Annotated in this window: 17 protein-coding genes and 1 riboswitch; of the genes, 3 read left to right on the plus strand and 14 right to left on the minus strand. The window is 44.2% G+C overall.

The genetic code is table 11. From position 1 onward, the window contains the following. The first annotated feature begins 113 nt into the window (after positions 1-113). Positions 114-260, plus strand: a complete 147-nt coding sequence (locus QYF49_RS22760; RefSeq protein ID WP_290401883.1) for a YjcZ family sporulation protein — start codon at positions 114-116, stop codon at positions 258-260. Between the two features lie 80 nt (positions 261-340). On the opposite strand, the gene QYF49_RS22765 is transcribed toward QYF49_RS22760, so the two are convergent. The 13 genes from QYF49_RS22765 to QYF49_RS22825 all read right to left on the minus strand — a co-directional run bounded on the left by QYF49_RS22765 (position 341) and on the right by QYF49_RS22825 (position 12,618). After that, positions 341-1,012: a zinc metallopeptidase gene (locus tag QYF49_RS22765; protein WP_425589634.1), complete on the minus strand. Its 672-nt coding sequence runs from the start codon at positions 1,010-1,012 to the stop codon at positions 341-343. A gap of 249 nt (positions 1,013-1,261) precedes the next feature. Further along, the gene (gene modB / locus QYF49_RS22770) at positions 1,262-1,918 is read right to left on the minus strand and encodes a molybdate ABC transporter permease subunit (protein WP_290401885.1); all 657 of its coding nucleotides are present in this window, start codon (positions 1,916-1,918) and stop codon (positions 1,262-1,264) included. 125 nt (positions 1,919-2,043) lie between these two features. Continuing rightward, positions 2,044-2,952 (minus strand): cation diffusion facilitator family transporter, encoded by a 909-nt coding sequence (locus QYF49_RS22775; RefSeq protein WP_290401886.1) that lies wholly within the window; start codon positions 2,950-2,952, stop codon positions 2,044-2,046. Positions 2,953-3,072: 120 nt separating this feature from the next. Next, on the minus strand, positions 3,073-3,879 hold the full coding sequence (locus tag QYF49_RS22780; RefSeq protein WP_290401887.1) for a hypothetical protein: 807 nt from the start codon (positions 3,877-3,879) through the stop codon (positions 3,073-3,075). Positions 3,880-4,035: 156 nt separating this feature from the next. Beyond that, a complete protein-coding gene (gene bluB / locus QYF49_RS22785) occupies positions 4,036-4,671 on the minus strand; it encodes a 5,6-dimethylbenzimidazole synthase (protein ID WP_290401888.1) in 636 nt (211 codons plus the stop codon). Between the two features lie 6 nt (positions 4,672-4,677). Further along, positions 4,678-5,739 carry a nicotinate-nucleotide--dimethylbenzimidazole phosphoribosyltransferase gene (gene cobT, locus QYF49_RS22790; protein ID WP_290401889.1) on the minus strand — a complete coding sequence of 354 codons (1,062 nt, stop codon included), beginning with the start codon at positions 5,737-5,739 and terminating at the stop codon, positions 4,678-4,680. Positions 5,740-5,871: 132 nt separating this feature from the next. Then, positions 5,872-6,022: riboswitch (cobalamin riboswitch) on the minus strand. Positions 6,023-6,055: 33 nt separating this feature from the next. Next, on the minus strand, positions 6,056-7,450 hold the full coding sequence (locus QYF49_RS22795) for a nucleoside recognition domain-containing protein (RefSeq protein WP_290401890.1): 1,395 nt from the start codon (positions 7,448-7,450) through the stop codon (positions 6,056-6,058). Further along, positions 7,435-8,142 carry a FeoB small GTPase domain-containing protein gene (locus QYF49_RS22800; RefSeq protein WP_290401891.1) on the minus strand — a complete coding sequence of 236 codons (708 nt, stop codon included), beginning with the start codon at positions 8,140-8,142 and terminating at the stop codon, positions 7,435-7,437. Before QYF49_RS22800 ends, QYF49_RS22795 begins: the two co-directional genes overlap by 16 nt. After that, on the minus strand, positions 8,135-8,386 hold the full coding sequence (locus tag QYF49_RS22805) for a FeoA family protein (protein ID WP_290401892.1): 252 nt from the start codon (positions 8,384-8,386) through the stop codon (positions 8,135-8,137). The genes QYF49_RS22800 and QYF49_RS22805 overlap by 8 nt, the downstream gene beginning before the upstream one ends. A 166-nt stretch (positions 8,387-8,552) precedes the next feature. After that, positions 8,553-9,128 (minus strand): 5' nucleotidase, NT5C type, encoded by a 576-nt coding sequence (locus tag QYF49_RS22810; protein WP_290401893.1) that lies wholly within the window; start codon positions 9,126-9,128, stop codon positions 8,553-8,555. A gap of 10 nt (positions 9,129-9,138) precedes the next feature. Then, positions 9,139-10,239, minus strand: a complete 1,101-nt coding sequence (gene ribD, locus QYF49_RS22815) for a bifunctional diaminohydroxyphosphoribosylaminopyrimidine deaminase/5-amino-6-(5-phosphoribosylamino)uracil reductase RibD (protein WP_290401894.1) — start codon at positions 10,237-10,239, stop codon at positions 9,139-9,141. Further along, entirely contained in the window at positions 10,232-10,990 is a 759-nt protein-coding gene (locus QYF49_RS22820; protein WP_290401895.1) for a GTP cyclohydrolase II, read from the minus strand. The genes ribD and QYF49_RS22820 overlap by 8 nt, the downstream gene beginning before the upstream one ends. 209 nt (positions 10,991-11,199) lie before the next feature. Continuing rightward, positions 11,200-12,618: a SpoVR family protein gene (locus tag QYF49_RS22825; RefSeq protein WP_425589626.1), complete on the minus strand. Its 1,419-nt coding sequence runs from the start codon at positions 12,616-12,618 to the stop codon at positions 11,200-11,202. Positions 12,619-12,763: 145 nt separating this feature from the next. Here QYF49_RS22825 and QYF49_RS22830 point away from each other — a divergent pair, with 145 nt between their 5' ends. Then, a complete protein-coding gene (locus QYF49_RS22830; protein WP_290401896.1) occupies positions 12,764-13,471 on the plus strand; it encodes a DUF421 domain-containing protein in 708 nt (235 codons plus the stop codon). Positions 13,472-13,515: 44 nt separating this feature from the next. Here QYF49_RS22830 and QYF49_RS22835 read toward each other — a convergent pair whose 3' ends face one another. Then, positions 13,516-13,839, minus strand: coding sequence for a YnfA family protein (locus tag QYF49_RS22835; protein ID WP_425589627.1), 324 nt, complete (start codon positions 13,837-13,839; stop codon positions 13,516-13,518). A 129-nt stretch (positions 13,840-13,968) separates the two neighbouring features. Here QYF49_RS22835 and QYF49_RS22840 point away from each other — a divergent pair, with 129 nt between their 5' ends. Beyond that, positions 13,969-14,103 (plus strand): hypothetical protein, encoded by a 135-nt coding sequence (locus QYF49_RS22840; RefSeq protein WP_290401897.1) that lies wholly within the window; start codon positions 13,969-13,971, stop codon positions 14,101-14,103. The last annotated feature ends 67 nt before the right edge of the window (positions 14,104-14,170 follow it).

The following is a 14,170-nucleotide window of genomic DNA, read 5'->3' on the forward strand; positions in this document are numbered from 1 at the left end:
GGTTGTATAACCTATATGTAAACTATCAGGTTTCAAAGACACCAACACATTTCACGGCCTGCCTAAGCCAATTGAGTCAAGCCATCATATTCTAAGCTGAGGAGGTGTAAACTATGAGTTTTTTTGGCGGCGGCGGAGCTTTTGCTTTAATTGTCGTATTGTTTATTCTTTTGATCATCGTTGGATGCGCATGTACAGGCTTTGGAGGTTATGGGGGCTTTGGCGGCGGATTTGGAGCAGGCTACGGCGGAGTCTATTAATTCATGTTTTACCGTTAAGGATAGTAGAGATCAAAAAAGATGTTTCTCATCAAGAGAAACATCTTTTTACGATAATCAGTTTATTCCTCCCGCTCTCCCTGAAAGAAAATCATAACGAACTTCAAAAGTTCCAGGAGAGAAATCAGTGCGGCCGCTACATACGTTAATGCGGCGGCGTTTAGCACCTTGTTAACGCCCCGCTCTTCTTCATTGCGGATAAATCCCTCAGCCACAAGATACTGTTTGGCCCGCGAACTAGCATTAAATTCGACCGGAAGCGTAACGAGCTGAAAGAAGACAGCGAACGAGAACAGCACGATCCCGATACCGATCAATGAAAATTGATCAAGCAGAAATCCTCCCAGCAATAGAAATGGGGCAATACCTGAAGTCAGGTTTACCAATGGGAACATATGGTGCCTCAGCTTTAATGCACCATAGGACTGTTGATGCTGAACAGCATGGCCAACCTCATGGGCAGCCACCGAAACCGATGCGATGGAGACCCCATAATAAACCGGCTCTGAGAGGCGTACCACTTTTGAAACAGGATCATAGTGGTCGGTTAATGTCCCCCTTACCGGTTCGACTGGAACATCATACAGGCCGTTGTCATCCAAAATGGACCTCGCGATCTCAGCACCGGTTCGACCGGAATGAGCCTCTACTTGTGACCATTTTTTAAAGTTCCCTTTCACTTTAAACTGCGCCCACAACGAAATAGCAAACGCAATGAGAATCAGAAAATCCATCGGGTGAAAAAACATATCGTAATAACTCCTCCTACTACAGTTTACATTTAAGAGACACTTCTAGCATTTAACCATCCTAGAAAGCTTCGACTTCTGCTCCTCCGATGCCTATCTTTGAAAAAATCGTTTTGATCGTCATCAACCTTCCTAAAGACGCTGGTGTTTATCGTTATATACGGACAGCCTTCAGTAAAGTTTCATTTCTGAACAAAAAAACAGGCAAATGGCGGGTTAGCCTTCACCTGTTCATTACCGCTTTATCCGATATGCTGCTGTGAGCATGACAAAAGAAATACTAATGCTTGCGAGAACGAGAAGCCAAGCCTCCCTCATGTTCCCTGAATCCATGGCAAGATAGATGGCCGTTGGAATCGTTTGAGTTTGTCCGGGAATATTTCCGGCAAACATTAACGTCGCCCCGAATTCACCCAATGCCCGTGCAAAGCTCAATATGGCTCCTGAAACAATGGAGGTGATGGAAAGAGGAATGGTAATCAGTAGAAAAACCTTCCATGCGCTTCCTCCATCAACCCTGGCTGCGTCCTCAATGTCATTGTCAACGGCTTCAAAACCTGTTTTTGCGGATTGATACATTAGAGGAAATGCCACCACACTTGAGGCAAGAACGGCCGCCCACCATGTAAAAATAATAGGCTGATGAAATACCGCTTCAATCAACTGCCCCACCGGGCTCCTCTTCCCAAAAATAACGATAAGCAAAAACCCAATAACCGTTGGAGGAAGTACGAGCGGAAGCATCAGCACCGTTTCAAGAATCACTTTGCCTTTAAAACGCCTGCCCGCCATAGCCTTACCCATCCCGATACCAGCCAATATTACAATGAGCCATGCCGCTGCAGCAATCGTGATCGACAAGTAGATGGGTGGCCAAATTTCTGCTGCCATAGTTCCTCCCCTTAAGAAAAAGATCAGTTGGTATTCATTATAGCGAATGAAGAGCTGGTTTTACAAAAAATAAAAAGCTGAGCGCTTCAGCCGTAACAGCCTGAAACGCTCAGCACCTGTATTTGTCAGTTGCAATGATTTTCTTTTTTACAAGGATGACCGCCTGCATCAATCTGTATCGTCGTGTGTTCAATATGATATTCATCGTGAAGCAGGCTGTTTGCTTTGACTAAGAGGGCCTGCTGATCGATTCCCGCATCCGTCACGAGATGGCAGCTAAAGGCTGGAAAGTCTGAAGTAATGGACCAGACATGCAAATCATTGACCTCTTTTACTTCCTGAATCGTTAACAGAGTTTGCTTCACTTTATCAATGCTGATATTGGCTGGAGTCCCCTCCATTAAAATGTGGATCGACTCCTTCGTAACACGCCAGCCACTGATCAAAACGAGTAAAGCTACGATCACACTTGCAGCAGGATCCGCCCATCCCCATCCGAAAAACATAATGAGGAGCGCCGCGATAATCGCTCCGACTGATCCGAGCAGATCCCCGAGCACGTGAAGAAACGCACTTCTTACATTAATGTTTTCGTCCTTATCACCGCTCATCAAAATAAATGCTGCGATGATATTGACAACAAGACCGATGACCGACACAGCCAGCATGCCTGAACTTACAATACTGACCGGCTTTAATATGCGATGGTATGCTTCCCAAAAGATATAAACAGCGATAGCAATCAAAGCAATGCCATTAATAAATGCAGCCAAAATCTCAAAACGCTTGTAACCAAACGTTTTAGAATGGGAAGATGCCTTCTGCCCGTATGTCATCGCTAAAAGGCTTAATCCCAGAGCGGCCGAATCGCTCAGCATATGCCCCGCATCTGACAATAATGCCAGACTATTGGTCATAAATCCGCCAATCACTTCAACGACCATAAAAATGGTAATAATCAGAAACGCGCGCTTTAAGGCTTTTTTATTGCCGCTCCCGTGATGGTGGTGGCTGTGATCATGAGAGTGTCCCATAGCTCTACTCCCCCTTATATGAATATATGCTCATATATATTATGACGATGAATTACGAGATGTGCAATCATTTTATGAGCAGATAAAGAAAAAGCAGCCGGTACGGCCGCTGTCGAAATTTTAATAGAAGGGGCCTTCATATAACGACGATTTAATGACAGGCTTAAACGGAAGCCTGTATTTTTCCAGGACGGATTGAACGACTTCCCTGAGCCATTCAGGACTTGTTGGCGAAACATACACTTCATCAATTAATGTGTTCAAATTACTTTGGACATATGCTCCGTCTTTATGGTCAAAAATGCGGTTATTGGGGTTATCAAATGCCAGCAGACGTATCTCGTTTTCATGACTGAAGGAACGGCGTTTGTAGAATAGTGTTTCATAGGGATTCAGACTGGCCATCTCAGAGTTGAAATTGATGTACTGAACTTGTCCGATATACGTATGAAACCTCTTATCCGATATGCTCGTGTACAATTTTTCTAAGGTGGAGCAGATAGCGATGCCCTCATCCGATTTTAAGTACAGGTTCCACATCGCCGCTGATTCTTCTTCGTTCAAGTGCCAGCAGTTCACACCGACATAGTCATGCATCTGCTTGATGTATTCATGAAGCTGTCTTCGCTTCTCCTCTTTTGATAACTTATCATTTACAGGTATAGTAAGGTAGGACAAAGGATCATTCAAAATATTATTTACGTCCAGCGCCGAATAGCTGCCTTCATGGTTATCCACGAACAGTGAAGGTTTAGGAAAGAATAAGGATTTTTGATAAAGCATGCTGACAAACTTTGCAAAGTCCATGTACTTCCATACCTTCGATTTTCCAGAAAGCCGTTTGCTGTTTTTTATGTTGTATGAGTTGTTTTGATCAAACTGAGATTCGAATTTGATCAATGCCTTCTCAGCCCAGTATTCACTCATAAAACGATCCTTTCCACGATTTTTACCTATTCATCGTCTATAGTTTTACTTCCCCGTTTTCCTTGCCATCCAATCGTTCGATAGGAAAAAGCTCCTGTCCATACAGAAGCTTTTTATGAAATATTCATATGCCTGTCCTTTTCTAATTATGATGCTCTACCATTTATTATAAGAAACTAAGTTTTCTATCTCCCTTTTTTTCTCCCATCGGGCCGTTGCCAGAATGGGTTGTTTTGGATACTCATCTGTATAGCCGATCGAGAGTAAAGCAACTGGTTCAACATGAGGGGGAATTTCTAATATCTCCCGCACATCGGCTTTTTTATAAAAGCTCACCCACCCCATGGCTAATCCTTCGGCGCAGGAAGCCAGCCACATGTTTTGAATCGCACAGGCGGTCGACATGATGTCTGTTTCAGGTAGTGAATTTCGACCCAGAACATGTGAACCGCCCCTGGAAGGATCGGTTGTTACACAAATGCTTAAAGGCGCTTCTTTGATCCCCTCTATTTTCAGGCTCAAAAACTTTGTAGACCGACCATCATCTTCATAATGAATGGCAAGGGCCCTTCGTTCTTTATCAGCGGCCCATGCTAACCGTTCCTTGATTTCCTGTGATGTGATCAATATAAAGTTCCACGGCTGCATGAAACCAACGGAAGGAGCATGATGAGCAGCTTCCAATATCCTGCTTATGGCATCCTTTGGTATCGGATCAGGCAGAAAACTCCGGACATCCCTTCTTTTAACGATTACTTTATAGATGGCTTCTTTTTCATCTTTTGTAAACAATGGAACCTACTCCTCCTTCATTCTTTTTGTTATCTGAGCGGTTTCGAATGTGGCCATATTCTTTAGCATTAGGACAGCTGATTGAAGAATAGGAAAAGCAACAGCCGCCCCGCTTCCCTCTCCCAGCCTCATACCCAGGTCAAGAAGCGGCTCTTTATCTAACAACTTTAATAGGGTCTGATGTCCAAGCTCTGCCGAACGATGAGCCATAATCATATAGTCTGAGGCGCGGCTGTTTATCATCGTTGCAATCAATGCTGCGGTCGTTGATATAAAGCCATCAACCAGAATCGGGATTCTATGTGCCGCTGCAGCTAGCATGGCACCCGCCATGCCCGCAATTTCAAGCCCTCCCAGTTTCATTAATACATCAATAGGATCCTCCGTTTTTGGCATCCTTTTTTCAATGGACTTTTTTATCAGTTCCTGTTTGTACTGAACTTTTTCATTGTTGATGCCCGTTCCTGTTCCGACCAGTTCAGTTAAGCTTTGCCCAGTGACAGCGGCGATAATGGCACTGCTCGCAGTGGTATTGCCGATCCCCATCTCTCCAAGGATTAGACAATTGACTCCCTTGTGGATAAGCTCCTTCGCCTCAACAAAGCCTGTATCAATGGCTTGAAGCACCTCTTCTCGGGACATCGCATCCTGATGATAAAAATTGGCGGTTCCATATCGGATTTTTTTCTTTACTAAACCTTCCTCTTCCTCCAAATCGGCAGCTACACCAATATCGACTATTCTTAAGACCGCCTTGATCGATTTACTGAATACGTTAATCGCTGCTCCGCCATTTAAAAAGTTTCGCACCATTTGGCTGGTTACCTCCTGGGGATAGGCTGAAATCCCTTCTGAAGCGATGCCATGATCGGCAGCGAATACAATAACGCCGGGCGGGGTAATATCCGGAAACAATTCACCTGTCATTCTCGCCAATTCAATGGCTAATGCTTCTAATCTTCCAAGGCTTCCAACAGGCTTAGTCAAAGAATCTGCATAAATTTCTGCTTTTGAGCCCATTCCTTCATTCAGCTCTGGTATATTTAGTTGCTGCCATTCATACTTCATTTGTTTACCTCTTCCTTTCAGTTTTTTCTTCATACAAAAAAACCTTAACTAGAGAAGTTAAGGTTTAAGAATACGTTTGTAAACAAATAAAACGGTCGCCGTAGACATCCTTTCTCTTCCCTCCGAAGATTACAGAAACTAGATTCTTAAGCAGGTCTCCTGGCTTGATCAGTTAATAAAAGGCAACTGATTTTACAGTAGCGGGGGCTGCTCCAGATTTTCCACTGGATTCCCTATTATCTCTCCACATTCCGTTTTGAGCACTTAAAATCTTTTATTCAGTTGTGGTTCACTCCCTATAATACCAGTTTTCCCGCTATGCTGCTAACCTGGCGATCTGCGCGACTGCAAACGTAACCAGAATAGCGATCGCTGTAGGAATGATAAATGACAGGAAGGTCCATTTTGCACTTTTTGTTTCTTTATAGATGTTAACCAGCGTTGTGCCGCATGGAAAGTGAAGCAGGGAAAAAAGCATCATGTTCAAAGCAGTCAGCCACGTCCAACCATGGCTCACGAAGATCTGTTTTAAATCTCCAAGATTATCCACTTCGGTCATGGCGCCAGTAGAGAGGTAGCCCATGATCAGGATGGGGAGCACGATTTCGTTTGCCGGCAGGCCTACCAGAAACGCCATGAGAATATACCCATCCAGCCCAAGCATCTGTCCAAACGGATCGAGGAAATGGACGATATGCAATAAAATACTCTGATCTCCTGCGTTCACGTTGGCCAGCACCCAAGTTAAAATACCAGCCGGCGCCGCTACTTTTACGGCTCTCACCAATACGGATAGAGACCGCTGAAGCGAAGAGCGGATCACAGTTTCCCAGAACTTGGGCCTGCGGTAGGGCGGAAGCTCCAGTGTATAGTGTGTAGGAACCCCTTTTAATGCCGTCTTGGAAAGGATCCAGGATACAAGAAAAGTGACAAGGATTCCAACAAGAACGATGCCGACAATGACCGCTGTTGTCACAAGTGACTTTGCACCGCCTGTATAGCCTGCCGCCATAAACAGCGAGGCAAGGACAATCAGCGTTCCCCACCTTCCATTACACGGAACAAAATTGTTCGTTAAAATTGCAAGCATCCGCTCTCTTGGGGACTCAATAATCCTCGAAGACAGCATGGCGGCCGCATTACAGCCGAATCCCATCGCCATCGTTAAAGACTGCTTACCGTGTGCCCCAACCTTTTTAAACACCCGATCCATGTTAAATGCTACTCTTGGGAGATAACCGTAGTTCTCCAGAAGTGCAAATGTCGGGAAGAAGATTGCCATTGGCGGAAGCATGACACTGATCACCCAGGTCGTTCCCCGATACAGCCCCAAAACGAGCAATCCATGCAGCCAGTCAGGCGCATTCATAAGCTGAAAAAGCGAGGTGATATGACCTTCCAGCCATCCAAAAAAGCTGGCAATCATATCTGACGGAACATTCGCTCCTGCGATCGTGAGATAAAACACGATGCCAAGCATGATGATCATGATAGGAAAACCCCAGATCGGCGATGTAAATATCGCATCGAGCTTCTCCGTATGCTTATCGCGTTCGGCCTTTCCAAATGAAACACTGTCTTCGCACAGCTGTTTGCTCTCCTGATACAGTTTCTGTACGATCTTATCGCGGAGATTGGGAGATGCTATCTGCTGTGCTCTCTCGTACAGCTGGTTTAGATCACCAGATCGGCCGGCTAGCTCTGATTGCATACTGTTTCCTCCTTTGTTTTTAGCCTTGTATTCAACTCTTTCAGCAGCGATTCATCTCCGTCCAGCAGCCGTAAGGCAATCCATCGGGATGAAATACGGTCATCCACCACTTGTTTTACGAAGGGCTCCAAGGAAGCAATCCTCGCTTCTATCTCACCATCATACTTGATCTGCACTGGTTCACACGCAATTTTTCCTGAGACGATTCGGTCTATTGTATCAAGAAGTAAAGGAATCCCTGCCCTGTTTCTGGCAGAAAGTTTTATTACAGGAACCCCTAGACGCCTTGCCAGTAACCGTTCGTTGATGGTAATCCCTCTCTTTTCTGCTTCGTCCATCAGATTTATGCAGATGACCACATTCTTTGTCATTTCCAAAATTTGAAGGGCGAGGTTCAGGTTCCGTTCAAGAGAGGTAGCATCAACGACAACGAGCGTCAGATCCGGCTTTTCAAAAACGATATAATTTCTAGCCACTTCTTCATCTGCTGAATTTGAAAAGATAGAATAAGTACCCGGAAGATCAATAAACCTGTATTGCTTACTCCTATGCTTGAAAGTTCCTTCAGCAAGCGAAACTGTCTTTCCCGCCCAGTTTCCGGTATGCTGCTTCAGGCCGGTCAGCGCATTGAACAACGTACTCTTCCCTGTGTTAGGATTGCCGGCTAAGGCTATACGAAATGTATCAGTCATGACGTATCAGCTCCCCCTGGATTCTAGTGCTCTCCTCTTTCCTCAATGCAATCGACGTCTGGCTGACCCGAAAGGCAATGGGATCTCCCAGAGGACTTTTTCTGATTACCTCAACAAGAGCTCCTTGCACAAAACCAAGATCCAGCAGCCTTCTTCTCATCACACCTTCGATCTCCATGGAGGTGATGCGAATGATGTCTCCTTTTTTTCCATCAAATAAGGATATACTTTTAGTCCCATCCATCTATTTTTCCTCCACTCTTATTTGTTTCCCTCGAGCAACTTTTGCTTATATCATATGTATATACACTCTCTTTGTCAATGTTTCTAAAAAAATAAAAAACAGCACCTTGTTTCAGGCGCTGTTTCTCCCGGTTTTCACCGTGGCTTTGTTGAAAAAAACAGCAGAATTATCTTCTGCTGTTTTCCATAACCAACTCTTTCAGTTCTCCCCAGTCGGTCAGTCGTTGTCCTTTGTAATGCCGGTTGTACGACTGGTCCTTCACAAAGATCTTCAGGGTATCAATGTCCAATGTCTCCAGGACACCAGGTTTATCATCGAAATAATAATCCAAATCCAACTTTTCAATGATTTTTACTTTTTCATGATCCTTCATTCCGCAGAAAAACTTTTCTTCTTCCACCGGAAAGCCTTGCTCAATCATCCATTCCATCGTCCGTTGGCCATGTTCCCCTGGACGGGCGGTAATATAATAGATTTCATGTCCCTGATGCCAAAGCTCCTGGAGCGTTTCTACTGCCTGTGGATATGGAGGGCAAGAGGTAAAATAGATTTCTTCAAGGAAGCTGTTCCACATCTCTTTGCCTTCCTGATCACTGAGGCCAAAGGGACGGTGGATCTCTACCGTTTTCAAATCTTCAAAAACATCCTCTGCAATCTTTTGATTTAATTTTTTATTATAAATGGAAAATGCATGGCCTCTTAAATTAATCAATGTATCATCTATATCAAAGCCGAATTTCATGTGAGTCTCCTTACTTCCCCTGATACACCGGATAACCGGTGAATTTAAAATCTTTGCCTGTTTGGACAATGCTCAAATCCCTCAGTTCCACCGCATCGCTCATCCTTTCAATGCCCTCGCCTTCAAGAAAAGTAGGCGACAGGCTTCCGCCTACCAGTTTAGGTGCCATATAAACCACCATTTTATCAATGAGCTGGTGCTTGAGGAAGGACGCAATAACGGCTCCACCACCTTCAATCATGAGTGATGAAACGAGCCGCTCACCCAGCAGGTCAACAACTTCTACAGGGTTTACCTGTTCGGCCAGGCTTTTGGTTACAAAAACAGTGACCCCTGCTCTTTCCAGCTCTTTTCTCTTCTCTTCACTGGCGCGCTCGGTCGTAATGATCCACGTTTGTGCTTTGCCGTCCTGAACAACGTTTGATTCAAGCGGGATCCTTAACGCTGAATCGAGGATCACCCTTATCGGATTTCGGCCGTTTGGAATCCGTGTTGTTAACTCGGGGTCATCCTTGATAACCGTATTGACACCCACAAGGATGGCCATGTTCTCGTTACGAATGTGATGAACGTCTGTGCGTGCTTCTTCTGACGTGATCCATTTGCTGTCTGAAGTATAGGTAGAGATTTTGCCATCGAGTGTAGCAGCTGATTTTGTTGTAACGAACGGCCGCTTCTGGACGATGAATTTGTTGAACACTTCATTCATGTTTTGTGATTCATTCTCAAGGACACCAGTGATGACTTCGATGTCAGCTTCTTTTAATATGGCGACCCCTCTGCCTGAAACAAGCGGATTCGGATCCAGACTCGCGATAACTGCCGTTTTAAGGCCCGCTTTCACGATAGCTTCCGCACAAGGCCCCGTTCTTCCGTAATGTGAGCAAGGTTCAAGGGTAACATAAATGGTTCCGCCCTTTGCTTTCTCCCCAGCCATGCGTATCGCATGGATCTCAGCGTGCGGTTCACCCGGTTTCAAGTGAGAACCGATTCCAACAATACGGTTTTCATTGACGATGACCGCTCCGACCATGGGGTTGGGATCAGTTTGGCCTTTCATCGCTCGTGCGTTTTCAAGTGCCAATTTCATATAAAATTCATGATTAGCCATTAAGACAGCCTTCTTCCTCTTGTAAGTGTCCAGAGCGGGCCACTTTTGTCTTCAGATAATTCTCATTAAACTCAGAAACGTCTCCCCATAATGGTGTCCGGCCTGACAAGTGCATACCTGAATTTTTTAAGGCCTCCAGCTTTTTAGGGTTGTTTGTAATTAGTGTGACTGGTTTTTTACGCAATGCTTTTAGCACGTGGATAGCATCTTCATAGTTCCTCGAATCATCGACGAATCCTAAATTCAGGTTGGCCTCCACTGTATCGTAGCCATTTTCCTGAAGAACATAGGCCATCGCTTTTGAGAATAAACCGATGCCTCTTCCCTCGTGATTGGCAAGGTAAAAGAGCGCGCCTGTTCCATGTTCTTTAATCATCTTCATCGATTGCTTTAATTGAAACCCGCAGTCGCAGCGTTTGCTTCCGAAAATATCTCCTGTGTGGCAGATGGAATGCATACGGATTAAAGCATCTTCATTATATTCAAAGTCGCCGTATACCAATACGCTTGATTGCTGGTATTCGGCCAGATTGTCAGAAGACAATTTTTCAATAATTTCTTCGTAGTCATCCGTAATTATATCTCTTTGCAGCCAGCAGTACCACCGAAAAACGACTGTTTCCCCGTAGAGGTTCACAGGCAGGCGAATCGGTCCGACCAAATAGATGCCGCCCTCTTCCGATGTTTTGATCAGCTGAATTTTATCTTCAAGTATGGAAAGTACTTTAGATTCAAGTTTCGCTTGTTCCATTATGTTTAATCCCCTTCTATATGAAACAGATGTTTGCTCTAAATTTTATCATTCTGTTTTCTTATTTTGCAAAGCTGACAGACTGACTATCCCTCTTAAAGGAATGTCTATATGTATTATATAATATTAACAATTAAAAAGTAAGTAAGTAGTAAAAAGTATTTAAGATAAAAAAACCGCCCTTTTTATCAAAGGCGGCTTCAGCTTTATTATAAGTATTTCCGATGTACACTTTTCCCATCATACGTAAACAAGACAGGCTTATCCTCGATCTTCGTCTCCAAATGCACCGGCCTGCCCCACAGCTGGTTCACATACGGCAGCACTTTCTCCAAGTATTTCACATCGAGCTCGATATCTTCAAACCAGTGTTTCAGGTAAAGCTCGCCGTTTTTCATATAATCTCCATCATTAACCGTTATATAAGGAAATCCTCCATTAACGCGCATACCCACAAGCTGGTCCCGTACACCTTCCCATTCTTTATCTACAATCTTATAATCCCTGCCCTGCTTTTGGAAAAGATACATATCTTCGCGCTGGCAAAGGTCTTTCGTTAAGTAGTTGCGGATGAATGACATGTCGGATTCCAGCTCGCGGACTTCAAACATCTTTTCTCTTCCTGATCCAGGTGTTACCCCTTGCCTGATCAATTCTTCAGCAGGATTATCGTACCTTTCTTCAATGTCTTTAAATATTTTCAGACCAAGATAATAAGGATTGATGGAGGTTCTTGAAGGCTGAACGACCCCTGCATTCAGTTTGGCAAACTCAATGGTCTCATGAGTGGTCAGATCCATCTCCTGCAGGATTTTAGCATGCCAGTAGCTTGCCCAGCCCTCATTCATGATTTTCGTCTCCAACTGAGGCCAGAAGTAGAGCATTTCCTCCCTCATCATGGAGAGGATGTCTCTTTGCCAGTCTTCCAGCTCTCTGCTGTACTCTTCAATAAACAGCAGGATGTCTTTTTCCGGCTGAGGCGGGAATAGCTTCTTCTTCACAGTCGCCGGCTTATCATTGCTGCCTCTTGGTTTGTCGATGTCCCACAGATCATCGTATGGTGTCTCTTTTTTTACAACCTCCTCTTCTTCTTCGTCTTCAAGGTTGTAATTCAGCCGGTTTCTCATAATCGAAGGATCGATGTGTTCCTGGATGGCAAGGACTGCGTCCAGAAATACCTCAACCTCCCGCTTTCCATGTACCAGTTCATAGTGAGAGACCCTTTCTGCAGTCGCTGTCATGCTTTCCACCATATCCCGCCTCGTATTGGAGAAACGAACATTATTTTTAAAGAAATCACAATGGGCAAGAACATGGGCGATGATCAGCTTGTTCTGGATTAAAGAGTTTGTATCCAGCAAGAAAGCGTAACATGGGTCAGAGTTGATCACGAGTTCATAGATCTTGCTTAAACCCAAATCATATTGCAGCTTCATCTTGTGAAATTGTTTCCCAAAGCTCCAATGGGAGAACCTTGTTGGCATACCATAAGCACCAAATGTATAAATAATATCCGCAGGGCAAATTTCATAGCGCATCGGATAGAAATCAAGGCCAAAACCAGAAGCAATTTCTGTGATCTCCGAAATTGCCATTCCAAGTTCTTTATTTTGCTGATCCCAGATCAAGATTGTTCCCTCCTCTATTATCTCTTTCTTCAATTTATGATGGAAAGGTTGATTTCATGAGGAAAGGACAAAAACTTCTAAGGTCAAGTATGAATCAATCGGGATTCTGTCCATAATAATGATACGTTTAAAAGAGGAGACACTTATGGAATTATTTTATAAGCCGTTAATGATCTTTCTATTTGGTTATTTGTTTTTAAGGTTTACAGGAAAAAAAGCTGTATCCCAGATGCATAGCTTTGACATGCTCTTTATCCTGATCATAGGTAACGTCATCAGCCAGCCTCTGCAAAAGGACAGTGTCTCGAAAGCACTGTTTTACACATTTATGATCGTTCTTTTCTATAAGATTTTCATGTGGATCTCCTTACATAACAAACTCCGATGGATTCTTTATGAGAGCCCGACTGTCATTATCCGGAACGGAGATATCGACCGGAAGGGCCTAAGAAAAGTCCGGCTCCCGGTTGATGAACTTCTTGCACAATTACGAGTGCTGGGCTACACGGATACCCGGAATATTTCACTGGCAGCGATGGAAGACAACGGCCAGATCAGCGTCATTCCTAAAGCCAATTACAGGCCTGTACAGCCCGGTGATTTAAAAGTAAAAGTGAAAAAGGAATTCATACCGATTCCTGTCATCATGGATGGCCAAATCATCGACCATAATCTAAAATACCTTAAACTGGACAGAGATTGGCTGTTAAAGAGAGTAAAGCAAAAAGGAGCGGAAATACAGGACATTATTTTAGCGACCATCACCGATTCAGGAACGCTTCATATCGATACGAACAATCCTCACAATGAGGATAAAGGACCCTATTCCTACAAACCCGGAGAGGATAACTAAAGAAAAACAGTCTGACACTCGGACTGTTTTTTTATGTAATCAAATCAACCTCTTGGCGCCCACAGTATGATCGAGACTCCCGCAATGCAAACCAGAGCACCGATCCAATCGTACATGTCAGGAACTTTCTTATCCACGAGCCAACCCCAGAGAACAGATAATATGATAAATACCCCGCCATAGGCCGCGTATACCCTTCCAAAACTCGGAAAGCTCTGCAGCGTAGGAATTATGCCGTAAAGCACAAGGATCAGACTTCCTGAAACCGCATATCCTATTGGCCTGTTCTCTTTGAGCGTCAGCCAGACGAGGTATCCGCCGCCAATCTCGGCCAGCCCCGCTAGTACAAACAACATCATCGCCTTCATGATTTACCCCTTTCCATACAAAAAGTCTATGCTTCTTTCGAATATAGTAATGTATTTTCATAGTTCTGGATGTTTAAAAAGCTAGTTACCGTGGCATATTACTTTATGAGCTAAGGAGGTTTCACTCAAATGGCTTTTTTGTGCAGTGTACTTGGCGTTTTAGGAATCGCTTTATGCAACGAGATTAAGCATGCTTACAGAAAAAAAGCGAAAGCAAAAGGACCGGCAAAAAGCCGGCTCCGGACAAAAAATCCGATCATTTAATGAATCGGAAAACTAGCTGCCCGCCCGAATCATTCTGGGTGGGCATGCACTTATTCTTCTCGCGTCT

Origin of the sequence: Fictibacillus terranigra (genome assembly GCF_030412265.1) — a bacterium.
Lineage (GTDB): Bacteria > Bacillota > Bacilli > Bacillales > Fictibacillaceae > Fictibacillus_C > Fictibacillus_C terrinigri.

Excerpts from the sequence above, each read along its gene's own strand:
- QYF49_RS22795 (WP_290401890.1), bottom strand. The coding sequence starts at position 7,450 with ATGCAATCAGAGCTAGCCGGCCGATCTGGTGATCTAAACCAGCTGTAC.
- QYF49_RS22780 (WP_290401887.1), bottom strand. The coding sequence starts at position 3,879 with ATGAGTGAATACTGGGCTGAGAAGGCATTGATCAAATTCGAATCTCAG.
- QYF49_RS22775 (WP_290401886.1), bottom strand. The coding sequence starts at position 2,952 with ATGGGACACTCTCATGATCACAGCCACCACCATCACGGGAGCGGCAAT.
- QYF49_RS22820 (WP_290401895.1), bottom strand. The coding sequence starts at position 10,990 with ATGGAACAAGCGAAACTTGAATCTAAAGTACTTTCCATACTTGAAGAT.
- QYF49_RS22810 (WP_290401893.1), bottom strand. The coding sequence starts at position 9,128 with ATGAAATTCGGCTTTGATATAGATGATACATTGATTAATTTAAGAGGC.
- QYF49_RS22765 (WP_425589634.1), bottom strand. The coding sequence starts at position 1,012 with ATGGATTTTCTGATTCTCATTGCGTTTGCTATTTCGTTGTGGGCGCAG.
- QYF49_RS22760 (WP_290401883.1), top strand. The coding sequence starts at position 114 with ATGAGTTTTTTTGGCGGCGGCGGAGCTTTTGCTTTAATTGTCGTATTG.
- QYF49_RS22840 (WP_290401897.1), top strand. The coding sequence starts at position 13,969 with ATGGCTTTTTTGTGCAGTGTACTTGGCGTTTTAGGAATCGCTTTATGC.
- ribD (WP_290401894.1), bottom strand. The coding sequence starts at position 10,239 with ATGGCTAATCATGAATTTTATATGAAATTGGCACTTGAAAACGCACGA.
- QYF49_RS22805 (WP_290401892.1), bottom strand. The coding sequence starts at position 8,386 with ATGGATGGGACTAAAAGTATATCCTTATTTGATGGAAAAAAAGGAGAC.
- modB (WP_290401885.1), bottom strand. The coding sequence starts at position 1,918 with ATGGCAGCAGAAATTTGGCCACCCATCTACTTGTCGATCACGATTGCT.
- cobT (WP_290401889.1), bottom strand. The coding sequence starts at position 5,739 with ATGAAGTATGAATGGCAGCAACTAAATATACCAGAGCTGAATGAAGGA.
- QYF49_RS22830 (WP_290401896.1), top strand. The coding sequence starts at position 12,764 with ATGGAATTATTTTATAAGCCGTTAATGATCTTTCTATTTGGTTATTTG.
- QYF49_RS22800 (WP_290401891.1), bottom strand. The coding sequence starts at position 8,142 with ATGACTGATACATTTCGTATAGCCTTAGCCGGCAATCCTAACACAGGG.
- QYF49_RS22835 (WP_425589627.1), bottom strand. The coding sequence starts at position 13,839 with ATGAAGGCGATGATGTTGTTTGTACTAGCGGGGCTGGCCGAGATTGGC.